This window comes from Vibrio sp. 10N.222.49.A3 (assembly GCF_041475145.1).
Taxonomy (GTDB): Bacteria; Pseudomonadota; Gammaproteobacteria; order Enterobacterales; family Vibrionaceae; genus Vibrio; species Vibrio tasmaniensis_A.
Map to the genome: position 1 here is coordinate 19,605 of NZ_JBFRVM010000085.1, position 22,675 is coordinate 42,279.

16 protein-coding genes are annotated in these 22,675 nt (G+C 43.6%); 6 read left to right on the plus strand and 10 right to left on the minus strand.

The window, feature by feature from the left end; genetic code table 11:
• Positions 1-84: 84 nt before the first annotated feature.
• From AB4589_RS15865 to AB4589_RS15875, 3 genes are all read right to left on the minus strand, one after another.
• A complete protein-coding gene (locus tag AB4589_RS15865) occupies positions 85-1,086 on the minus strand; it encodes a lipid A deacylase LpxR family protein (protein ID WP_372101081.1) in 1,002 nt (333 codons plus the stop codon).
• 200 nt (positions 1,087-1,286) lie between these two features.
• Positions 1,287-3,563 carry a formate C-acetyltransferase gene (pflB, locus tag AB4589_RS15870; RefSeq protein WP_372101083.1) on the minus strand — a complete coding sequence of 759 codons (2,277 nt, stop codon included), beginning with the start codon at positions 3,561-3,563 and terminating at the stop codon, positions 1,287-1,289.
• A 307-nt stretch (positions 3,564-3,870) separates the two neighbouring features.
• Entirely contained in the window at positions 3,871-5,412 is a 1,542-nt protein-coding gene (locus AB4589_RS15875) for a DUF3360 family protein (RefSeq protein WP_009846317.1), read from the minus strand.
• Positions 5,413-6,203: 791 nt separating this feature from the next.
• On the opposite strand from AB4589_RS15875, the gene AB4589_RS15880 reads away from it, so the two are divergent.
• The 5 genes from AB4589_RS15880 to AB4589_RS15900 all read left to right on the plus strand — a co-directional run bounded on the left by AB4589_RS15880 (position 6,204) and on the right by AB4589_RS15900 (position 12,316).
• Positions 6,204-6,974, plus strand: a complete 771-nt coding sequence (locus AB4589_RS15880; protein ID WP_372101085.1) for an ABC transporter ATP-binding protein — start codon at positions 6,204-6,206, stop codon at positions 6,972-6,974.
• A 136-nt stretch (positions 6,975-7,110) separates the two neighbouring features.
• On the plus strand, positions 7,111-7,881 hold the full coding sequence (locus AB4589_RS15885) for an ABC transporter substrate-binding protein (RefSeq protein ID WP_009846319.1): 771 nt from the start codon (positions 7,111-7,113) through the stop codon (positions 7,879-7,881).
• A gap of 79 nt (positions 7,882-7,960) precedes the next feature.
• Positions 7,961-8,701: an ABC transporter permease gene (locus AB4589_RS15890; RefSeq protein WP_012603591.1), complete on the plus strand. Its 741-nt coding sequence runs from the start codon at positions 7,961-7,963 to the stop codon at positions 8,699-8,701.
• 2 nt (positions 8,702-8,703) lie between these two features.
• Positions 8,704-9,381, plus strand: a complete 678-nt coding sequence (locus AB4589_RS15895; RefSeq protein WP_017097697.1) for an ABC transporter permease — start codon at positions 8,704-8,706, stop codon at positions 9,379-9,381.
• Positions 9,382-9,580: 199 nt separating this feature from the next.
• Positions 9,581-12,316, plus strand: a complete 2,736-nt coding sequence (locus tag AB4589_RS15900) for an ImpA family metalloprotease (protein ID WP_372101087.1) — start codon at positions 9,581-9,583, stop codon at positions 12,314-12,316.
• Between the two features lie 136 nt (positions 12,317-12,452).
• Here the strand turns inward: AB4589_RS15900 and xthA are convergent, their stop codons facing one another.
• The 3 genes from xthA to emrD all read right to left on the minus strand — a co-directional run bounded on the left by xthA (position 12,453) and on the right by emrD (position 17,055).
• Positions 12,453-13,259 (minus strand): exodeoxyribonuclease III, encoded by an 807-nt coding sequence (xthA, locus tag AB4589_RS15905; protein WP_017102068.1) that lies wholly within the window; start codon positions 13,257-13,259, stop codon positions 12,453-12,455.
• Positions 13,260-13,428: 169 nt separating this feature from the next.
• Complete coding sequence (locus tag AB4589_RS15910) at positions 13,429-15,519, minus strand: S9 family peptidase (protein ID WP_372101115.1); 2,091 nt, start codon at positions 15,517-15,519, stop codon at positions 13,429-13,431.
• 330 nt (positions 15,520-15,849) lie between these two features.
• Positions 15,850-17,055 (minus strand): multidrug efflux MFS transporter EmrD, encoded by a 1,206-nt coding sequence (emrD, locus tag AB4589_RS15915; RefSeq protein ID WP_371707376.1) that lies wholly within the window; start codon positions 17,053-17,055, stop codon positions 15,850-15,852.
• A 513-nt stretch (positions 17,056-17,568) separates the two neighbouring features.
• On the opposite strand from emrD, the gene AB4589_RS15920 reads away from it, so the two are divergent.
• Positions 17,569-19,686 carry a methyl-accepting chemotaxis protein gene (locus AB4589_RS15920; RefSeq protein WP_372101090.1) on the plus strand — a complete coding sequence of 706 codons (2,118 nt, stop codon included), beginning with the start codon at positions 17,569-17,571 and terminating at the stop codon, positions 19,684-19,686.
• 152 nt (positions 19,687-19,838) lie between these two features.
• On the opposite strand, the gene AB4589_RS15925 is transcribed toward AB4589_RS15920, so the two are convergent.
• From AB4589_RS15925 to AB4589_RS15940, 4 genes are all read right to left on the minus strand, one after another.
• The gene (locus AB4589_RS15925) at positions 19,839-20,972 is read right to left on the minus strand and encodes a JmjC domain-containing protein (protein WP_372101092.1); all 1,134 of its coding nucleotides are present in this window, start codon (positions 20,970-20,972) and stop codon (positions 19,839-19,841) included.
• An 85-nt stretch (positions 20,973-21,057) separates the two neighbouring features.
• On the minus strand, positions 21,058-21,228 hold the full coding sequence (gene rsmS, locus AB4589_RS15930; RefSeq protein WP_086049099.1) for a pleiotropic regulatory protein RsmS: 171 nt from the start codon (positions 21,226-21,228) through the stop codon (positions 21,058-21,060).
• Positions 21,218-21,766, minus strand: a complete 549-nt coding sequence (locus AB4589_RS15935; RefSeq protein WP_009846329.1) for a primosomal replication protein — start codon at positions 21,764-21,766, stop codon at positions 21,218-21,220. The genes rsmS and AB4589_RS15935 overlap by 11 nt, the downstream gene beginning before the upstream one ends.
• A 23-nt stretch (positions 21,767-21,789) precedes the next feature.
• Complete coding sequence (locus tag AB4589_RS15940) at positions 21,790-22,569, minus strand: TSUP family transporter (protein WP_009846330.1); 780 nt, start codon at positions 22,567-22,569, stop codon at positions 21,790-21,792.
• Positions 22,570-22,675 lie beyond the last annotated feature (106 nt).

Genomic DNA, 22,675 nt, shown 5'->3' on the forward strand with positions numbered 1-22,675 from the left:
GTCTTTAAAAATAAAGGCAATCACCTGTGAAGATGATTGCCTTTATTTAACTTGAAAAGCAGGCGGTGAAAGCCTTTTCTATGGCTAGAAGAAAGCAAACATAGTGATGCCACCAGTACCGTACACTGACTTTGTTGCTTCTTGGTAATCGGGTGTTTTTGCGGTAAGTGCGAAAGATGCACCAACGTATTGGTTATACCAAGCAACACCAAGTATCGCTGTCGCTTGAATGTTCTCTAAAGTGACATCGTAGATCGCAGGATCTTTGTCATTTTTCTTTGCATAATCATTAACACCGGAACGATCCCCTTCGACAGTCAGGTCATTAAATCGGTAACGCCCTTCAAGACCTGCGTAAGTAAACCAACCTGTATTTGAAGCACCTATCATGCTTGCTTTGAATGGGTTTTCTGTGCTGATGTTCGCTGCGCCAAAGTTGCCGCCCAAGTCAGTACCCCAACGGAACATAAACCCAGTAGAAATGTCGCTTCTAAAATTACCAACGTTGATCTCTGATACGTTAGATATCTCGAAGTCAGTATTCGCTAATGCTTGATTACGCATTAGGTTGAAATGACTTAAGTAACCAAGGCTACCTGCGTACTCATCATCAACTTGATACTTCCAACCCATAGGTTCGTCTGATTTAGTGATTGAGTGAACCAGTTTTTGAGCGTCTTCGGAAAGTGCTCGCTCGCCTGTAGTACCAAACGTGATGTTAAAACGCTGGGCTTGTTGTGGGTTCAAGCTGATGTAGTTGAATTCTGTATGTAGGTAACCTGCGTATGGACGATCATTGGCTGATGGTTTTTCTAATTCAATGTCAGAAGGCGTGTACATCTTGTGACCAATGGTGATTTCCCACTTATCTAAAGAGCTTGCGCCCCAATAGGAAAGGCTCAATGGTTTTACCCAAGCGTATGGCGTAATACTTGACGATGTGTAACCCAGAAATAAACCGTTGGTATAGTCTTGATCGACACCAAAGATACCATCGTTGTCTAACGCAAAAGTTAACGTAGAGCGTTCAGATGCCAGTGATGAACAAGAGAGGAGAATCAGTGGTAAATAACGAAGGAATTTCATGTAGCGGTTACTCTAAAATGATGAACAGAAATAGTACCGTAGTTTGAGTCGGTTTGTAGAAAAAAAGTGAATGCGAGTGTGCTTTTTGTGGCCAATCTAATCTTTCTTGGGGGAGGGGTATTGATGAGATTTAGAGTAGATATAAAAAAGCCCCGCACATTGGCGAGGCTAATAGTTTTTACTGTCTATTGAGCGTGAGCTTATAGAGACTCAGTAAATGTACGTGCGATTACGTCAGCTTGCTGCTCTGTAGTCAGAGAGTTAAAGCGTACAGCGTAACCAGAAACACGAATCGTTAGCTGAGGGTATTTCTCAGGGTGCTTAACTGCGTCTTCTAGAGTTTCACGGTTAAGAACGTTCACGTTAAGGTGTTGACCACCTTCAATGCCAGCTTCGTGGTGGAAGTAACCATCCATTAGGCCTGCAAGGTTAGCACGTTGGCTATCTTCTTCTTTACCTAGTGCGTTTGGCACGATAGAGAAAGTGTAAGAGATACCATCTTGAGCATCAGCAAACGGTAGTTTACCTACAGACGTTAGTGAAGCTACAGCGCCTTTCTCATCACGACCGTGCATTGGGTTTGCACCAGGAGCGAAAGGAGCGCCAGCACGACGACCGTCTGGAGTGTTACCCGTTTTCTTACCGTATACCACGTTAGACGTGATAGTAAGAACTGACTGTGTAGGGATTGAATCACGGTAAGTCTTAAGCTTACGGATCTTGTTCATGAACGTAGAAACTAGTTCACAAGCAATGTCATCTACACGAGAGTCGTTGTTACCGTATTTAGGGTAATCGCCTTCGATTTCGAAGTCAGTTGCAATGCCATCTTCGTCGCGGATTGGTTTAACAGTCGCGAATTTGATTGCAGACAGTGAGTCAGCAGCAACAGACAGACCAGCGATACCACAAGCCATAGTACGACGAACGTCGCGGTCATGAAGAGCCATTAGAGACGCTTCGTAGCTGTACTTGTCGTGCATGAAGTGAATGCTGTTTAGAGCTGTCACGTATTGCTTAGCTAACCAGTCCATGAAGTGATCTAGACGGTCCATTACTTTATCGTAATCAAGAACAGCGTCAGTCATTGGCGCTTCTTTAGGACCAACTTGCATCTTAAGTTTTTCGTCCACACCGCCGTTGATTGCGTAAAGCATTGTTTTCGCAAGGTTAGCACGAGCACCGAAGAACTGCATTTGCTTACCAACGATCATTGGAGATACACAACAAGCGATAGCGTAATCATCAGACTCAAGGTCAGGACGCATTAGGTCATCATTTTCGTACTGGATAGAAGAAGTATCGATAGATACCTTCGCACAGAAACGTTTGAAGCCGTCAGGTAGTTGCTCAGACCAAAGAACAGTGATGTTTGGCTCTGGAGAAGGACCCATAGTGTATAGAGAGTTTAGGAAACGGAAGTTCGAACGCGTTACTAGCGTACGACCATCAACACCCATACCACCCATAGACTCTGTAGCCCAGATTGGGTCGCCAGAGAATAGCTCATCGTACTCAGGAGTACGTAGGAAACGAACCATACGCAGCTTCATTACGAAGTGGTCGATCATCTCTTGTGCTTGGTCTTCTGTGATTTTGCCAGCAGCGATATCACGCTCGATGTAGATGTCTAGGAAAGTCGAAGTACGACCTAGAGACATTGCAGCACCGTTTTGAGATTTAACCGCAGCTAGGTAGCCGAAGTAAGTCCACTGAATAGCTTCTTGAGCAGTTTGAGCTGGCTCAGAGATATCGAAACCGTATTTCTCAGCCATTTGCTTGATTTGACCTAGAGCACGATGTTGCTCAGAGATCTCTTCACGCAATTGCATTGTAGCAGCAAGATCTTCGCCGTTCTCGAAACGCTCTTGTAGAGAAGCGAATTGAGCAGCTTTGTCTTTCATTAGGAAGTTGATACCGTAAAGTGCAACACGACGGTAGTCACCAATGATACGACCACGGCCGTAAGCATCAGGAAGACCAGTCAGAACACCAGACTTACGACATTTTAGGATATCAGGAGTGTAGATATCGAAAACGCCAGCATTGTGTGTTTTGCGGTATTCTGAGTAGATTTTTGAAACCATTGGGTCAAGAGTTTCACCGTATGCTTTACAAGAACCTTCAACCATACGTACACCACCGTTAGGGATGATTGCACGTTTTAGTGGCTTCTCAGTTTGTAGACCAACGATAGTCTCAAGATCTTTCTCAATGTAACCTGCATCGTGAGCAGTAATGGTAGAGATAACAGAAGTATCGAAATCTACAGGTGCTTTAGTTGCGTTTTCCTGTTTGATACCTTCCATTACCGAAGACCAAAGCTTGTTAGTTGCTTCAGTACCCTCAGAAACTAGGAAAGACTCGTCGCCTTCATATGGCGTGTAGTTCTTTTGAATGAAATCACGAACGTTTACTTCGCTTTGCCACTCACCTGCAGCAAAATCTTCCCAAGCTTTAGCAAATTGCTCTGCCATGACATACCTACCTTTTTAGTAGAAAAAATACGTACATTAACACTGTTGAGCCAGCGCCCCTCGTAAGGGTAGTACACTCTTATTAATAACAATATATATGAGCATATGAGCGTCATATGGTTATATATATTGTCACTACCTTTTATATGTTGTCTTTACTCTATGTATTCAAGACTACGCTAAAAAATTTCTGTAAACCTTAAACTAAATCAATAAATGCCAAAAAAAGTTGAAAAAATTTGAGTGGCAGGGGTTGCCACCCAAACTTTTTTTTAATCCCGATACTACTTTTGTGTAGTAATGAGCATTATAGCCAAGCTTTTAGGCCATACTGACTTTCTAGCATACCAACTGCAAGCATTGCTACTAAACAGATAACTAAAACGCCAACTGGGATTACAATCTTGTCTACAAATGATAGACGCTTCGCACGCTCTTTATCACCAATTAGACCGTTGTTATCAAGAAGCATAGTCAGAGCCCATGCTAATACAGGGTTAACAACCGCTGAACCGAAGATACAGATACCAGCTGCTTGAGAATCCTTTGAATCCTTAACCATTTGCATACCCGCTTCAAGTAGAGGTAGAGATACACCTACAAGTAGCGCAACACGCATCACTGGTGGCCATACTGCAACGTCCATTGGGAAACCAAGAATCGCAACAATAATACATAGAGAACCAAGCAAGATTGCGCCGCCAGGAATTGGACGTTTCGCGATTGCTGCTGGGATCATGTAAGTACCCCAAGAAGAAGTGATGTTACCACCACCAACCGCTGTACCTACCATTTGACGCACAGAACACATAGTCATAGTGTCATCAACGTCCATCAGAACTTTTTCAGACTTTTTAGGGTAGTTTAGTTCTTGGAAGATACGGTGACCTAGGAAATCTGGTGACCACATCGCTACCGCTAGGATTGCAAATGGTAGAGAAGCGATGAAGTGTTCAACGTTTGGCAAGCCAAGCATCCAACCTTCAGAAGTCGAACCCCACCAGTAAACTGGGTTTAGGTTTGGGATACCCATTTCAGTTTCGAATACGATATCGAAACCAGCGCCCAATGCTAATGCAATAGCAAGGCCTGTGAATGCACAAACTGGGATAGCTAACCAACGCTTGTTCACTTTTGCTAAGAAAGCATAGATAGCAATAGTAATAGCAAGAACGATTAAACCAACGTAACCCATGCTGCCCGCTTCAACAGTAGAAGATTGAAGACCAACCGCCCATGCTTGAATCGAGTTAATTTGGCTCATGGTACCCGTTAGGCCTAAGAAAATGAGCAAGCCACCAGCGGTACCTTCCGAAGTCAGGTTAACCAGCTTGGAGCCGCCTTTTAGGAAACTTAGGATTAGACCGAAGACACCGATAAGGATAGCCAATGCAAGAGGGTGAGCACCAGCGAGAGCGATGGTACCAATAAGAGGAATCATTGGGCCGTGGTTACCGGCAAGGTTTGCTTTAGGGTTGAAGAAACCAGAAGCAAGGATACAGAACAGCAGTGCAGGAATCAGCATTTCTACACGAGCAACTTCAATCGCGAAGTCTTTACCTAGGTTTACGTGATCCCAAGCTTGAGTTAGGCCATCAGCCCAAGACATCATTACTGCAGAGTACATCGCGATGATACCGATGGTACCAGCAAGTGCAGGAACAAGGTCTTCAAGTTCAAAACGGAAATCACGGCCTGGAAGGTTTAGGCCAAAACGACGAGGCTTCATGATTTGAAGTTCGTGATCTAAGTAATCTGAGCGGCTCTCAAATTCAGAAGCAGGGCGGTGTAGCTCTTTATAGCTTTTCTCTTCTACTTCAGAGTTCGCATTATTCACAACGTCTGACATAGATTCCTCATATTTTTATGTTAGTAATTCTAAAATTGAATTATAAAATTTCGCGTAATTGCGTTATTTCTTAGTTATAACTTATTAATATTATGTTGCACGGTTTTGATGTGCTTTATGCAGCTAAGTTAAAAGAAATGTTTGGCATTTTTAATGCCTTATTCTTTGCTGCTGAGTCTAACAAGCTTACCCTTTTGGGTGATTGATCTTGATCACTTTATGAGTTTATGTGAAAGAAAGCTACAAAACGAAGCGATTCATTAACGTACCGTTGATGAATTGTGTAATTAGTTTTCACAAATTGACGTTAGCTATCTTCTTCATGCCTTGCTCTACAAAGCATCAGCCGGATACCTCTTACTTACTGAGTGGTTTCACTATTAGTAACTGGTCTCTTAGTTGCCCATGAAGTTTTAACCACTCAATGGCCTTTAAATGACGTTCTCGTATAGTGAGTTTGGTGTACTACTGCGGGTGTTAGATTTTGTCGGAAGCGCAGTTTTTAAGTTCACAAAACGTGTTTTTCTTGTGAGGCATCAAGCTACGAGAATCTCATTTTGATTAACTTTATTTAAACAATGTCAGAGTCGTAATTACAGCTTGTTGATACATTTCATTCAGTAAATTGAGACTAAAACGCTGTTCATTGCATAATAAGTCAGAGTTAATCGCTATTTATTCTCAGTTATTAGGTTAATAATTTGTTGCATGTTGTTTCGTGTGGTGCTAGTTTGTATCGCATGAAAAGGTCGGAGTACCTTGCATTTTCACAAACTTGGGAGAGAAAGCGCATGAAAGATGTACCAGCGCTGGACATAAAGGATTTACACAAAACGTTTGGTCAAAATGAAGTTTTAAAGGGAATTTCACTTTCTGCGCATAAAGGCGATGTAGTATCGATTATCGGATCTTCAGGGTCGGGTAAAAGTACTTTCCTTAGATGTATCAACCTTTTAGAGACACCTGCCGCCGGCGAAATTTGGGTTAATGGTGAATTAATTCAAATGAAAAACAACCGCCAAGGTGTTTCTGTTCCTGCCAATGAAAAACAAGTACAGCGAATCCGTTCTCGCTTAGCAATGGTTTTTCAGGGTTTCAACCTGTGGTCTCATCTGACCGTTCTCGAAAATGTTATCGAAGCGCCTGTTCACGTCTTAGGTGTACCTAAAGCACAAGCGATTGAAAATGCTGAGCTGCTACTGAAGAAAGTAGGGCTATATGAACGCAAAGATTACTACCCGGGTCATTTATCTGGCGGACAGCAACAGCGTGCGGCGATTGCAAGAGCGTTAGCGGTTGATCCTGAAGTAATGCTATTTGATGAACCAACATCGGCACTTGATCCTGAGTTAGTAGGGGAAGTACTTGGTGTAATGCGCGATCTAGCAGAAGAAGGAAGAACCATGCTTGTGGTAACACATGAAATGGCTTTTGCTCGTGACGTATCAAATCATGTGATGTTCTTACATCAAGGCTTGGTGGAAGAACAGGGCGATCCAGCTAAACTGTTTACTGAGCCTGAATCTGAGCGATTACAACAATTTATCTCATCGATTTACTAATCAGAATTGAAATGCTGTTGCTAAGGTAAATGGCGACAGTGTTAACAATGAAACACAACAAGTAAGTTAATAAGTAACAACAAACACAATATTAAAATTAGCAAAACATAAAAACCTAAATCACAGGAGTAGGGATATGAAAAAGTGGTTATTAGTCGCGGCACTTGCTGCAACTGCTGCAACGGGCGTAGCTCAAGCAAAAGAATGGAAAACAGTACGTTTCGGTATTGAAGGTGCTTACCCTCCATTTAGCTGGACAGAAGCTGACGGTTCGCTGAAAGGCTTCGATGTCGATATGGCTAACGCGCTTTGTACTGAAATGCAGGTGAAGTGTAAGATCGTTGCACAAGATTGGGATGGTATTATTCCTTCTCTGCTTGCTCGTAAATATGATGCGATCATTGCGGCAATGTCTATCACGGAAGAACGCAAGAAAAAGATCGATTTCACAGGTAAATACGCACTTATCCCGAACAAGTTCATCGCTAAAAAAGGTGCAGGCCTTAACTTTGATGATCTAAGTGGTCAAAAAATTGCCGTTCAACGTGCAACAACTCACGACAAGTACCTAACAGATAACTACGGCGACACAGTAGAAATCGTTCGTTACGGTTCATTTGACGAAGCTTACCTTGATCTAGCTAACGGTCGTGTTGCTGCTGTACTGGGTGATGCATCTGCTCTAGAAGAAGGTGTACTAAACAAAGCGGGTGGTGAAGACTACGAGTTTGTTGGTCCATCACTCACTGATCCTAAGTGGTTCGGTGAAGGTTTTGGTATTGCTCTACGTAAGCAAGACAAAGATCTGACTAAGCAATTAGATGCTGCAATCCTTTCACTACGTGAAAAAGGCATCTACCAAGATATCGCTGCTAAATACTTCAACTACGACGTATACGGTAAGTAATCTTTAGCGTCACTTCTTAAGGGAGAGGCTCACCTCTCCCTGTCTTACCAACTTTTTCGCAGTTCTGTTGGAATTCATTATGTTTGATTTACAAGGATATGAAGCGTCGATCCTGAAAGGGGCGGTGCTTACAATCGAAGTTGCCTTACTGTCGCTAATTTTAGCTATGGTTCTTGGTATGCTAGGTGCCTTAGCTAAACTCGCGCCTTATCGCTGGGCTCGTGCAATTGCAACCCTCTACACAACCGTTATTCGAGGTATACCCGATCTCGTATTGATGATGCTAATTTTCTTTGGTGGACAAATCCTTTTAAACAACAGTTTGTATTCCATCAATGAGTGGCTCAATGAGTGGTTCACATCAAGTGACCCTAACCACGAATGGACCGCTTACCTACCTGATTATATTGATGTCAGCCCATTCATTGCTGGCGTCTTAACCATTGGATTCATCTTCGGCGCGTACATGGCAGAAACCTTCCGTGGTGCGATAATGGCTGTCGACAGCGGTGAGATGGAAGCGGCAAAGGCCTATGGCATGGGCCCTGTCTTAGCATTCCGTCGTATTCTATTACCGCAAATGATTCGTCACGCATTGCCGGGGTTTGGTAATAACTGGTTGGTTTTACTAAAAACTACCGCGCTGGTTTCTATTATTGGCCTTGAAGACATGGTACGTGTTAGCGCTCTGGCGGCGGGTTCAACCAAAATGCCATTTACCTTCTATATGACGGTGGCAATCATCTTCTTATTCTTCACCAGTGTTTCGACGGGCTTACTTAAGTTGGTTGAACGTAAATTCAGTATCCACGCGAGGTAGTTATGGACTTTTCATTGATAATTGAAAGCCTGCCGATTTACCTTGGTGGTTTGTGGACAACGGCTTGGATGGTTTGTGTCGCTTTGATTGTTGGCTTATTCGTAGCCATACCATTAGCTATCGCTCGCAATAGTCCAAATATGCTGATTAACGCTCCGGCTTGGTCGTTCATTTATTTCTTCCGTGGTACGCCGTTATTGGTGCAGTTGTACCTGATTTACTACGGTATGGACCAATTCTTCCCAGTAAAAGATACACTATGGGAAAACGCGTGGTTCTGTGCTTTAGTTGCGTTTATTCTGAACACATCAGCATATACTGCAGAGATCATTCGTGGTGCTATTAATGGCTTACCGAAAGGTGAGGTTGAAGCCGCGAAAGCGTACGGCATGAGCACACCAAAGACTTACCGCCGCATCATTTTGCCAAGTGCTCTACGTCGTGCATTACCGGCTTACAGTAACGAAGTTATCTTTATGCTTCATGGTTCAGCGGTAGCAGGTATCGTAACCATTATGGATCTAACTGGTGCTGCACGTTTGGTCAACTCTCGTTACTACGCTCCATTCGAGTCTTTCCTAACTGCAGGTCTATTCTACATGGCGCTAACGTTTATCATCATTGCGATTTTCAAATTCGCAGAGAAGCGTTTCCTTGCTTACCTAAGACCGTTAAGTTAACTCTACGATACAGATTTTCTTAGATAAACGGCGCTCTTGTAGCGCCGTTTTTAATTTCAATTCAATTGTTCGGGTTCTAATAAGTTTAAGTGGTATTTGTTAAATTCACTCCATAAATTACGAACCCATTAGTCGAATCAATTGACTTCATTAAACCCATAGATACACTTGCTCCAATTTTTTTGAGTGTCGTATAACAATGAAAAAAAACATCTTATCTTTGTGTCTAATTTTGCCGTCGTCTCTACTACTTTCTGCATGTGGTGGTTCTAGTGATTCCGCTCAACCTCCGAGTAAAACGGCGGTACAAAAAGCGCTTGAATCCGGAGATGCATCCCTTGTATCTAATGCCAATGAGTTTATTGACGCCAGCCAAACGCTCGTTGCCCAATACAAATCTGATTACAGTCAAATTAAACAGTCTCTGTCTAAAAATTCAGACGGCACGCCGCTGCGCAATCTTCATTGGGATCCAACACACGATGCCGCGATAATCTTACCAACTTACGGCTTCAACGATGTCATCCTGCAAACCAATAAAGCGATGCAGAGTGGATATACTGACCAAGAGCTTGCGATTGGTATTGCAGGTTATACATCGAGCGGTAGTCGTTACGCTGCGTTAGCAAGTAACCCATTTCGAACTAAGCAACGTTCAACGGATTCAGTCAACGCAGAAATGGAAGTGTGGTTGAAAAACTTGGTGGGTTGGGCATCAGGCACAAGTTCACCTAAGAATGTTGTCTTGGCTCAGATGGATCAGTCTTATTATTTTCCTGATGACAAAGCAACGCGAAACTGGCTAACGAGCAACATCAATCCTTCGATGGTTATCAATGATGATAACGCCTGTGACGGCAGCAAATTAAGTCAATGTATTGAAACGAACAACCCTGATTTATTGATTTTGTCTCAAAAGTTAAATGATGGTGACGAAATTAACGATGTAATGACGGGGTTACGTTTGGCGTTCAACAAAAAGATTCCCGTACTGTACTTGCATCTTGATGGCGGTATGACGGACTTAGGCAACGCACTATTTGCAGAAATGCATATGACGTATGTTGGTGATAACTATTGGCGCAGGCTAGGGCTGTCAAATTGGGATTCAACGCAACTGATTGATCGAATGCCAGATAATATCGTCAAACAACAAGCACTTTTACAGCGCCTGAAACTCGATAGTTTCACTGTTGACTTGAATTTATGTGATGACAAATCTTGCCCAGATGAGTCCAACATGGATGAAGAGTTTTATAAGGCCGCGAACAGTATTCGTTCACACCTAACGACGCTTGATAGCAAAAAAATTGATCTCTTTGCATCCAAGAACTACGAATATGAAAAGCTGTTACTGCTACTTGCTGATCGCTACCGACAAGACGTTAAGTACCCAATGGGTAAAGACGTAACAGATAGAATCGACTTTCTTCGGTCGTATTACAGTGATTACGCGACATACAACACTCGACAACATAACGCAGCACAGCCGAGTTTAGGGAACTTCAGCACCAAGAACTTTAAGAATGTCCCTCTCATCACCAAGATTATTACTTTAGAGTCAAAGAAAAACTTCCGTGCGGCGGGTGTATATGCCTTACCTGGTAAGACGATCAAAGTGACGCGATTAGATAATAACAAAGTGGCAACGTCGATTGCCCTTAACACACTACGTAGCGGTGCGACTCATGAGTTTTCGGGTAAAGACGGCTATGCAAGGCCGAAGTTTTTGACTTCGGTAACTTACCCCGTAAAACATGGAGAAACGATATACCTGACCTCTGCCTATGGCGGGACATTACAAGTTCATTTTGATACCAACGATATCGATGTAGAGCTGCGTTTTGAAAATGTTGCCCAACACCCTGTTTGGCGAAGTAAAGCGGACAACGATAGCTTTGTCGCGCAGCTCGAAGAAGGTAACTTTGACTGGGCTGAGTTGGTGACTCCCGGATTTGAAGTTCACTCTAAACTAGACAAGATGAAAGAGTCTATCGGAGCTTCTGATTGGGCACAGCCGCATGATATGGCTCTCGCCACAGAGCGTTACGTACACAACCTTCCTCATGCACTTGCGGGTTTCAAAGGGCCTGGAATTGATGAAATTGCTGAAATACACCAATACGGAGAGGCAAAGGGCTGGGAAATTGCGAACATTGATATTGTAAAGCACATGAATGCCGATCAAGCGACTTGTGGTTACGGTTGTTCAGGAAACCCTTACGATGCTTATTGGTCTTTTCATCCTCTAGGGCATGGTGATTTGCACGAGCTTGGTCATGGACTGGAAAGAGGACGTTTTAGATTCTCTGGATGGGAAGGCCACTCAACAACCAACTACTATTCGTATTTCAGTAAATCAAAGTATTACAAAGACACGGCAAAGGTATCGTCTTGCCAAAGCCTAGACTTTAAAGGGCAGTATCAATTGTTACAGCAGAGCCGAACTCAACCAGATCCAAACGCTTTTATGGCGGCTCAAAATCAAACGGGTTGGAGTTGGGGAGCTCGTATGTTCATTCAAATGATGATGTTGACTGAGCAGCAAGGTGTATTGAATTCAGGTTGGCATTTACTAGGGCGCTTACACTTGATTGAACGCGAGTTTAATCGCTTGAAAGCCAGTGATACTCTCTGGAACAACGGTAAAGGCTCGATTGGCTTTTCAGATTACACCAAACAGGAAGCCGAAGGCATCACCAACAATGACTGGTTGCTTATCGCATTAAGCTACATAGCAGAAAGGGATATGAAGCAATACTTAGATATGTGGGGATTCAGTTTCAGTGATAAAGCGAAGCAACAAGTCACAGCGCTTAGTCTAAGTAACATGCCTTTGACATATTTTGCATCGTCTAATCAAGGCTATTGCTTAGATGAATTTGCTAAGACGCCGTTAGATGTTGACGGCACGACCGCTTGGCCGCTTAATTAGGTATATGGCAGATAGAGTCACGACGAAAAAAGAGAGGAGATATTAACTCCTCTCTTTCGTTATTCGCTTCTGGTTAGCCTAGTGAACACGATTTACCAGCTACTTGATATGGCTAAGTTCTGTTACCTAAAAGTAACTACTTAAACGTCGACCAAATTGGCGCGTGATCTGACGGTTTTTCGATGCCGCGTAGTTCGTAGTCGATGCCCGCTTCAGTACACTTGTCAGCAAGCTTCTGAGTCGCAAGTACCACATCAATGCGCAGGCCGCGGTTGTCCACGAAGCCTTTTGAGCGGTAATCAAACCATGAGTATTGATCGTTCACTTCAGGGTGTAGTAAACGGAAGCTGTCCACAAAGCCCCAATCCATCAATGTTTTCAACCATTCGCGTTCTTCTGGTTGGAAAGAACATTTACCGGTTTTCAACCAACGTTTCGCATTAGGTTCACCAATGCCGATATCAATATCGGTAGGGCTGATATTAATGTCGCCCATTACGATCACTTGTTCATCTTTGTTGTGGTAATCGTTCAGGTACGTCATTAAGTCTTTGTAGAACTGGCGCTTGTACGGGTATTTGGTTTCATGCTTAATGTTGTCGCCTTGAGGGAAGTAACCATTTAGTACAGTGACCTTCTCACCGTTTTCATCTTCAAACGTCGCCATGATCATACGCTTTTGATGGTCTTCATTGTCTGTAGGAAAGCCTTTTTGTACCGAAATTGGCTCTTGCTTACAAAGCATAGCCACACCGTAGTGAGCCTTTTGACCGTGGAAGTAGACCTTGTAACCCATAGCTTCAACATCGGCTAGTGGGAAGGCTTCATCGTGCACTTTGATCTCTTGTAGACCAATCACATCAGGTTGGTGCTTATCGATAATAGCTTGAAGCTGATGAAGACGGGCTCTAAGGCCATTGATGTTGAAGCTGATTACTTTCATTTGTTTTTATACCTCTCGTAAACCCTTGTGATTGCTTGCTTTTCAAGGGCTTGCTGATTTGGCGGGTTTCATGATTAATCGTATTTAACCATGCTTAATAATTTCTGTCGCCATTTTGTCGCCCCTTAATAGCGACAAAATGGTGTGAATACTCACTTTTTCGCAGAATCTACTGAGTCTTTAGCAAGTCTAAAAAGAACGCGTATTCAAGTGCGTCTTCTTTTAGTCGCTTAAATCGACCAGAAGCGCCACCGTGACCGGCTTCCATATCGGTTTTGAACAGCAGCACGTTGTTGTCTGTTTTCATCTCACGCAGCTTCGCAACCCACTTCATGGGTTCAAAGTATTGTACTTGTGAGTCATGCAGGCCTGTTGTTACCAACATGTTCGGGTAGCTTTGAACTTTCACATTGTCATATGGCGAGTAACCTAGCATGTAATCGTAGTAGGTTTTATCGTTGGGGTTGCCCCATTCGTCATACTCGTTTGTGGTGAGAGGAATCGATTCATCAAGCATAGTCGTCACCACGTCTACAAACGGAACATGTGCACCAATACCACGATAAAGTTCTGGTGCTTGGTTGATGATTGCGCCCATCAATAGGCCGCCAGCAGACCCGCCTACCGCAAATACTTTATCTTTAGCACCATAACCTTCTTCAACAAGCCCTTTAGTGACATCAATAAAGTCGTTGAACGTGTTTTGTTTGGTCAGTTTCTTGCCATCTTCATACCAAGGGCGACCAAGCATTTCTGAACCACGGATATGTGCGATAGCATAAACGAATCCGCGATCAAGTAAGCTGAGGCGAGCCGATCCAAAGGTTGGTTCGATTGTGTGGCCGTAAGAGCCATAGCCGTATTGGTAGATTGGGTTAGTGCCGTCCCTCTTGAATAAGTCTTTGCGATATACCAAAGACACAGGTACTTGCTTACCATCGCGAGCCGTTACCATAATTCGCTCTGATTGGTAGTTATCCGCTTCGAAATCACCCAATACAGGTGTTTGTTTCATGACTTCGGATTCTCCTGAACTTAGGTCGAAATCATAGTAAGTACCTGGCGTGGTTAAGCTGCTGTAATAGACGCGAACTTTTGAGTTATCTAATTCATAGTTACTTGTTAGGTAAGCAGCAAAAGCAGTGTCGTTAAATTCAAGTGGGAACTCTTTCCCTGTTGAGAGTTGACGAACTTTCACTGTAGACAAGCCATTCGCACGTTGCTCGTAAACCAGATGGTCATCAAACAGCTCGAAGTCAACAAGCTGAGTATTCTCGTCAGCAGGAATGACATCGACCCATTTAGAGCGGTCATGCATCTCTTTAGCAGTGACTTTCATTAAACGGAAGTTGACCGCTTGGTAGTTGGTGTAGATGTAGTACCAATCACCTAGCTTAGCGATGCTGTACTCGATACCCGTTTCTCGTGGGTAGAAAGCTTCAGCTTTAGCGTTTGGGTTGTTGGCATCTATGACTGAAACACCGCTGGTTTCTGTACTCGAGTGCCAAATGTAGACCTGTTCACCATCTTTGCTTTTACTTAAAGAGGTGTAATAAGCGCTATCGGCTTCTTCGTAGATTAGCTCATCGCTTGTTTGAGGTGTGCCTAACACATGGCGGTAAACTTGATAACCAAGTAATGTTTGTGGATCTTTTTTGATGTAGTAAAAGGCTTGGTTGTCGTTTTGCCATGCAATAGTGCTCGAAGCACCTTCAATTTCATCTTTTAGGTATTCACCTGTCGTGAGGTCTTTAATCTTGATGGTGTAAATACGGCGGCTCAGCGTGTCTTCGCCATAGGCCAACAAGTTTTCGCTTGGGCTGATCGTTAAGCCACCTATGCTGAAAAATTCATGGTTTTTTGCTAGTTCGTTAACATCTAAGATGACTTGCTTGTCTGTACCTAAAAAGTCATTTTCACGCAAGTGAACTGGGTATTCGTTGTCACCTGTGACTTCATTCGAGTAGTAGTAGCTGCCTTTGCGAACTGGAACCGAATGGTCGTCTTTTGCGATTCGGCCTTTGATCTCTTCAAATAACTGTTCTTGTGATGCTTCAGTGTGTTTCAGCACGGCCTCTGCGTACTGGTTTTCTTGCTCAAGATGCTGCAAGATCTCTGGGTCTTGGCGCTCATCATCACGCATCCAGTAATAATCATCGATTCGGGTATTACCATGAATCGTCATTGCATGAGGGACTTTCTTAGCTACGGGAGCTTGGGTTTGATGTGCGATGAGTTGCGATGGAGAGTTGTGGTCCATGGTTGTTATTCCTTGGTTGCTGCATCCGGCGACAAGTGCGGCCGATACGGCTAATGTGGTTAAAGCGAAACGCATCTGTATATCCTATTGTGTACCTTACTCGTTTTAATGCCAGCATCCTTTAGTGGTTAGTTTTCTTCCAGTGATGTTATTTATAATTGGATTCTGGATTGGTACTTTCAGCGTAAGTGTCTGTTATTGTTTTCAATAAATCAAAGTAATGTTTAATGGAATCGATGGTAGATGTGAGCTGGGGGAAACGTGCAATGAAAAAGGGACACACTTTTTAGTCTGTCCCTCTTCGTTGTTTGAGCTGAGGTAGAGTTTACTTTAGATAGCCAATGGCATTTCGTTTGAATGGTCAGGTTTACGATTAACCCAACGTAAACCAAGCATGGCGATGAATGACATTGCAATCATCAAGCAACCGAGCGGAAGTTGGTCTTGAGCTGGGAAGAACGAGGCCAGTAGTGTTGCGATGCCAGCACCTAGGTTTTGCATACCACCCAAAATCGCACCTCCAGTACCTGCGTGGTACGGGAATGGCGAAAGCGCCCCTGTTGTTGCCGCCGGGAATAAGATACCAGCGCCCAAAAAGTAAATCGTAGCACCACCAATCAAAGTTAATGCTGTTGTTTGACCAAATAGACCTGGTATCAACACCACGGTAGACCCTACCAAGATAGCAACTAGTCCAACATTCAGTGCGCGACGCTCAGAGCGACGTTGTGCGATGTAACTAGATAGGCCAGCACCGACTAAGTAACCTGGAATAGGTAATACAAACAACAAGCTTACTGTGGTTGCAGGCAAGCCAAGTACACCGCCAAGCAATACACCTGCCGCAGCTTCAAATACCGCTACACCTGCAAATGTTGCGACCAATACCAATAAGAAACCTTGAAAACGTTTGTCAGATAGAACGAATTTGTAGCTGTTGGCAACCGATTCATGTTTGCGTCGTTCTTTTGGCAGAGTTTCCATCATGCTCGTCATCATGGTGATCACCACTGCGATACCAAACAGCGCCAGGAACAAGTAGCTAGAACGCCAACCGAAAGCTTCTGTTAAGTACCCACCTAATACAGGAGCCATCAATGGTGAGAAAATCACACACATGCTAATTAAGCTGTTTGCGCGGTGCAGTTCTGCGCCTTCAAAACAGTCGCGAGTCAATGTACGAGACATCGCACCACCACAACCGATGCCCAAACCTTGTATAAAGCTACCTGCTAAAAACCATTCATATTCGTGAGCAAACAATGCCACCAAAGTACCGATGATGTAGATGAACAAACCGACGACGATGATTGGTTTGCGACCTAGGCGATCAGAAAGTGGACCGTATGCAAATTGCGACAGACCATAAGGGATCAGGTAGCACGCCATCACAGCTTGAAGCGAAGATGCTGAAACCAAGAACTCACCCGCCATATGACCGATAGAAGGCACGTACATCGTTTGAGTCATTTGACCCACGGCAGTCAGGATAGCGATTAAAAAGGTAAGTTTCGCTAATGGAAACGTGGCGGACATTTGCGTATCTCTCCAAAAATTAGGACGTAAAAAGCCTTGGCGTTCCATTAAGGAGAGCCAAATAAGTAAAGTAACCTGGGAATCTAGGCGCGAGATATTAGAGATTGAGCGTCTACTTAGCAACCAAAAAGTGTGAAGTTGATCAAGATAAAATTCTATAGCTTGGATTATAAAAACTAATCCGAATTTATTGAGGTTATAAAATAAAAAGGAGTCATAGGCTTCCTTGAAATGTTGCAACTGCTCTGAAGCAATTTGCGTTATTCATGACCGGAAGCTTAGGCACAAAGAAGCCTAAGTCTGACAAGCTGAAAGCTATTGAAATCAAAGCAATAACAGACAAAATACACGATTTATTAACATTTCTATAAACTTTCGTTTTATATGCACGTAATTTGTGCTGTAATTATCCGCTAAGCTATTCGTCTAACTCATTCACATTGTGCATAGCAGTTTGTTACTAATGTGATGGTTACGGTTATGGAAGTCTTTTGGCTTAAATAAGGATATTAAATGCGCTCTCTATCAGTACAGTGGAAAATAACCCTCTTAGCAGGTTGTTGTTTAATCATTACGTCACTGTCTCTCATTGGTTTCTCGATCTACAACGCGACGAGCAATCAACAGGTCATAAAATCTCAAAGCTCAGAATCAGTGATTAACAAAACTCAACAGTTGTTGGCATCCGTTTCTCAGCTTAATGCTCAGGAAACTCAACGTTATGTCGATGAAGCTATTTATCGAGCAGAAATGTTGGCTTCTAGTGCTCAGTTTCTAAAGAACAACGCAGACGAAAACTTTACCCCAAGTGAAGAGCTTCGTACTGCGTTAGATGAAATGGTTCGTCGTTCCGTTTTGAACTTTGATTCTATTCAAGGGGCTTACCTAGTCTTCAAGCCCGATTTACTTGATGCTGAAGATGCGAATTATGTCGATGCGGATTATGTCGGCTCGAATGAAAGAGGGCGTTTTGCTCCTTATTGGAAGGTCGCAGATAATGGTGAGAATGTTCTTCCAAACGTGTTATCAGAATCAACATTGAGTGATAACAGCAATAGCGAACGCTTTTTCTGTCCTTTGTCATCTGGACAAACGTGTATTAGTACGCCAAGAGTTGTGAGTAGCGGTGGTCAAGAACTGCTTACGTCTTCGATTTCGGTGCCTATCATCGTTGATGATGTGGCGATTGGTTTCTTGGGCATCGACTTAAGGCTCGATGGTTTAACCAATGTTGTCACTCAATCGGATCAAAGCTTGTTTGAAGGTGCAGGCGCGGTTTACGTCGTTAGCTTAGACGGTTCCGTTATCGCTTCTGATGATCAAAGTATTGCGGTTGGTTCGAATTTTCAAAGCAACAATACAAGTAGCGATCTTATGACGGACTTTATCTTTGGTGGTGAAGTCACGACTCAATGGAGTGAGAATGGTGAGTGGTTACTCGCATTTGCACCTGTTATCGCTGCTAACCAAACTTGGGGTGTGCTGTTTGAGATTCCAAGAGAGAGTGTGGTTGCTGACGCGAATCAATTGGATGCCATTATTAGTACTAAGCTAAGTGAAGGTATTAAGACTGAAGTGATTGCGGGTATTAGCTTTATTCTTTTCGGTCTAGCGATCATCGCTTTTGCTTCACTGTCCATTGTTAAGCCTATTCGACAGGTGGTTGAGAGACTGAACGATATTGCTTCTGGTGAAGGTGATTTAACGCAACGCTTGGAAGTGAAATCTCAAGACGAAATTGGTCAGTTGTCACAAGGGTTTAACCTGTTCTTAGACAAGCTTCAACACACCATTAAAGAGGTGATTCAGACCACTGAGCAAGTGGCGAGCACGACAAGCCAAGCGAAGGCCTCTGCATCAAGCACTCGTGAAAGTAGTGAGTCTCAGTTTAAAGAAGTGGATCTTGTGGCGACCGCGGCAGAAGAGATGACTCAGACTTCGGGCTTAGTGGTACAAAATGCTGAAGTAGCCGTTGATGCCGCTTGTGAAGCGAATCGTTCTGCTCAGCAAGGCCAACAGGTTATCGAACTTTCTGCCGGTGAGATGAGAAAGCTGGTGGATCGTATGTCGAGCGCCGTGCCTATTGTTGAAGAGTTGGCTAAAAATAACGGTAACATCACTGAGATCTTAAGTGTGATTGAAGGGATCTCTGAGCAAACCAACTTACTGGCATTGAATGCGGCGATTGAAGCGGCTCGTGCAGGTGAGCAAGGTCGAGGTTTTGCCGTCGTTGCTGATGAGGTAAGAAACCTCGCAAGTCGCACACAGTCATCGGTTGGTGAAATCAGAGCGGTGATCGACAAGGTCCACGCGGGCACTCAAGATGTCGTTGAAGCGATACAAGAAGGTAATATTCTCGCTAACGACACGGCATTACATGTTCAAAAAGCGGTCGAAGATCTGGGTTCGATCTTTACTTCTATAGAAGCGATCAGTGATATGAACAACCAGATCGTGAGAGCGGCAGAAGAGCAACAATCGGTTTCCGGTGAAGTGAACCAAAGTGTCGTTAATATCCGTGATTTGAGTGCGAAGATCTTGGATCAAGCCGCAGCTTCTGAACAAGTGGGTAGCGAAATTGATCAACTGTCCCAACAGCAGCAGAAATTGGTTAATCAGTTCAAGGTTTAGCCTAGTTGTTCACTGTATAGCTTTTAAGCTTAGTTAACAATTGAATAGAAAAAGGGACAAATGAAGATTTCATTTGTCCCTTTTATTTTTCTTGGGCTCTAAGGCTCTAAGGCTCTAGGGCTTGGCGATATCCGCGAAACCGATTAACGATGTTAGTCTTCGATAAACCAGTAACCTTTATTCACCAATTCCGTCACGACGGTTACACCTGAAGGAGAAAGATTAGTTGTTGAGTTAATTACCGAATCATCACACAGTACGTTTAGTAGCGAAGAATCAGCCTGTTCAACTTTAACGACTTCCCCATTGATGTAAGCTGTGTTGCTTTCATTCTCATGGTATAGCGCCTTTAACCCCGATACTCGACAGATCTCGCCTTCTGACTCTAAGTGTTGGGCGATTTCTTCTTCTGTCCATAATGGCTCAGGAGCGACGATATCTAGCTGGTGGCGTGATTGGCTTAGCAAACATCCCATGAATTCGCTGATGGTTTCAGGTTGCTCTAGTGCAGATTTCAACATGTCAGTTAGATTGCTTAAATCCGATGAACGAATCTTGCCGTAACCATCTTGCGTTTTGAATTCTGGATCGTGAAGATGAACGTCACCCATATCATGAGCAAGTACAAAATCGGCGAAGTTGCTGATTAGCTCTTGTTCTTTAGGGGAGCGATAGCCAATAGAGTAGCTCATTGACGGCTCTAAAGTGTTCCCTTCATGCGGGAAACCTGGTGGGATATAAAGGATATCGCCCGGCTCTAAAGTTTCATCAATGATCGGGTCAAAACCTTCGATTTGACGAAGTGCAGAAGCTTGAACGGTCTCTTTGTATTGGCCAACATCTTTCGCGCCAACCTTCCACTGACGTTTACCTTGGCCTTGAATGATGAATACGTCATATTGATCAATATGGGGGCCTACGCCACCTTCTGGTGCTGAATAGCAGATCATTAGATCGTCGAATAACCAGTTTGGTAACGCTTGGAACGCTTCAGTCAGCTGATTGGCACCCTGATGCCAGTGGTTAGCCGCTTGAACGATCAATTGCCAATGTGTTTCAGTGAGTTCGCCAAATTTCTCTTCTGAGAATGGACCATGTTCTGCAGTCCATTGGTTATTGAGGTTAGAGACAAAGCGAGAATCCACTTCTTCTTCCATCGATAAACCAGCAAGTTCTTCCGGCGAAATTGGGTCGATGAAATTTTGGAAGCCACCTTTCAAGATGGTTGGTTTTTTATGCCAGTAGTTTTCAAGAAACTCGGGCATAGAAAAGCTAAGTTGGTACATGTGAATCCTGTATGTTTTTATGCTAGATGCTAGATGCTAGATGCTAGATGCTAGATGCTAGATGCTAGATGCTAGATGCTAGATGCTAGATGCTAGATGCTAGTTTGGCTTGTAAATCTTGTTGGACAATCTTAATTGCTTCTAACGCAACCTTTGGGTCGATTTCGTTGCTTTCGAGCAGATAGATAAGGTCGACAGCTAACTTAACTTCTTCTGGGGCGTTATCCAGTGGTGATGATGGGTTATCAGTGCTCATTTCGCTTAGGGTTCTCTAAGTTGATCAGTCTTTCAATATTTTTCATGGAGTCTTCGCAGCGTTCTAATCGTTCTTTTGCTAATTGCCAAGCCTCGTCCGCTTTTTTCTTACTGTGGCGAGGCGCAGAATCAAACGCTAACTTGCGTACTCGTACTAAATCGACCAGTCGCTTTTGCCAATCTTGATGCTGAGCGAGTTCGTTGTATAGGTCGTTAAGGTTTTTTCCTGACTTACTTTTTCGATCTAACCTTAAATCATGGTTGGCTAGTTCTCTTTGGATTGCAGCTATCTGATTAGTGAGTTTTTCTGTCAGGTAGTTGGCCCGAGAAGCCGTAAGTTGGTTTGTCGCTTGTTCTCGAACAATAGTGTTGTACGTTGCCTGAGTTTCGAGTGCGTAGGGCAGTAAAATAGAAGAGCTGCACTTAAACAAGGTTCTATCGAACAAGGCTTGATGATAAGCCCCTCGAGATTTATCAACCTGCGAGCAATGGCCAATTAAGGTATCAATGACGCTTTTTAATTTAGAGAAATGATTCATTTTACTTACCTTGGGCGACTGGGCTATAAGGTTACAAACCAAGCTTCGTAAGCCAGCTTAATCGCAAGTACGCTTACAACAGTAACAAAAACAGGTCGTATAAATGTAGCACCGAAACGAATAGCAGAATGTGCCCCAACAAATGCTCCAGCCATCAAACAAAGACCCATAGTTAAACCAAGAACCCAATCAATATGACCAAGAATTGCGAAGGTCACCAAAGACGTAAAGTTACTGGTAAAGTTCATGGCTTTAGATAGACCAGAAGCAAGTAAGATATTAAGACGATAAAGCGCCATCGAGCTCACAGTCCAAAAAGCGCCGGTTCCTGGGCCTGCAACACCATCATAAAAGCCGAGAATGAATCCTTGGTACTTTTGCTTTCTCTTGAGTACCGGGCACGGTTTAGGAGACACATTATGGCTCACATCTGGAGTCTTATGAAAAATGGTATAGACCGCTGCTGCAAGAATGACTAGCGGTAATACCTTCTCTAACCACTCTGTGCTTATGGCATCAACAGTCAGGGTGCCGATTGTTGCACCTATTAAAGTAGATATGAAAGCATTGACCCAACATTCAGGTTTGAACAGCTTCTTGCGATAGTAAGTAAAAGCGGCTGTTGATGAGGCGAATGTTGCGGCCAGCTTATTAGTACCGAGTGCAATGTGTGGTGGTAAACCAAGCGATAGCAAAGCTGGTACAGTTAACATTCCTCCGCCACCGGCGACAGCATCAATAAAGCCTGCAGCAAATGCAACCAAGGCAAGTATGACCAACATGGTTGGCTCAATCATTTCCATAAATAGCTAGTGTTCTCGTTATCGGCTGTTCGGGCAGCCACATGAAGAATCGAGGGATTAGTCATGCTGGGTTGTGAATGCAAGGGCCTAGCGATGGCAGGCCCAT

Bases quoted from the DNA above. Each gene is read 5' to 3' on its own strand.
- AB4589_RS15865 (WP_372101081.1), bottom strand. From the start codon at position 1,086: ATGAAATTCCTTCGTTATTTACCACTGATTCTCCTCTCTTGTTCATCA.
- pflB (WP_372101083.1), bottom strand. From the start codon at position 3,563: ATGGCAGAGCAATTTGCTAAAGCTTGGGAAGATTTTGCTGCAGGTGAG.
- AB4589_RS15875 (WP_009846317.1), bottom strand. From the start codon at position 5,412: ATGTCAGACGTTGTGAATAATGCGAACTCTGAAGTAGAAGAGAAAAGC.
- AB4589_RS15880 (WP_372101085.1), top strand. From the start codon at position 6,204: ATGAAAGATGTACCAGCGCTGGACATAAAGGATTTACACAAAACGTTT.
- AB4589_RS15885 (WP_009846319.1), top strand. From the start codon at position 7,111: ATGAAAAAGTGGTTATTAGTCGCGGCACTTGCTGCAACTGCTGCAACG.
- AB4589_RS15890 (WP_012603591.1), top strand. From the start codon at position 7,961: ATGTTTGATTTACAAGGATATGAAGCGTCGATCCTGAAAGGGGCGGTG.
- AB4589_RS15895 (WP_017097697.1), top strand. From the start codon at position 8,704: ATGGACTTTTCATTGATAATTGAAAGCCTGCCGATTTACCTTGGTGGT.
- AB4589_RS15900 (WP_372101087.1), top strand. From the start codon at position 9,581: ATGAAAAAAAACATCTTATCTTTGTGTCTAATTTTGCCGTCGTCTCTA.
- xthA (WP_017102068.1), bottom strand. From the start codon at position 13,259: ATGAAAGTAATCAGCTTCAACATCAATGGCCTTAGAGCCCGTCTTCAT.
- AB4589_RS15910 (WP_372101115.1), bottom strand. From the start codon at position 15,519: ATGGACCACAACTCTCCATCGCAACTCATCGCACATCAAACCCAAGCT.
- emrD (WP_371707376.1), bottom strand. From the start codon at position 17,055: ATGTCCGCCACGTTTCCATTAGCGAAACTTACCTTTTTAATCGCTATC.
- AB4589_RS15920 (WP_372101090.1), top strand. From the start codon at position 17,569: ATGCGCTCTCTATCAGTACAGTGGAAAATAACCCTCTTAGCAGGTTGT.
- AB4589_RS15925 (WP_372101092.1), bottom strand. From the start codon at position 20,972: ATGTACCAACTTAGCTTTTCTATGCCCGAGTTTCTTGAAAACTACTGG.
- rsmS (WP_086049099.1), bottom strand. From the start codon at position 21,228: ATGAGCACTGATAACCCATCATCACCACTGGATAACGCCCCAGAAGAA.
- AB4589_RS15935 (WP_009846329.1), bottom strand. From the start codon at position 21,766: ATGAATCATTTCTCTAAATTAAAAAGCGTCATTGATACCTTAATTGGC.
- AB4589_RS15940 (WP_009846330.1), bottom strand. From the start codon at position 22,569: ATGGAAATGATTGAGCCAACCATGTTGGTCATACTTGCCTTGGTTGCA.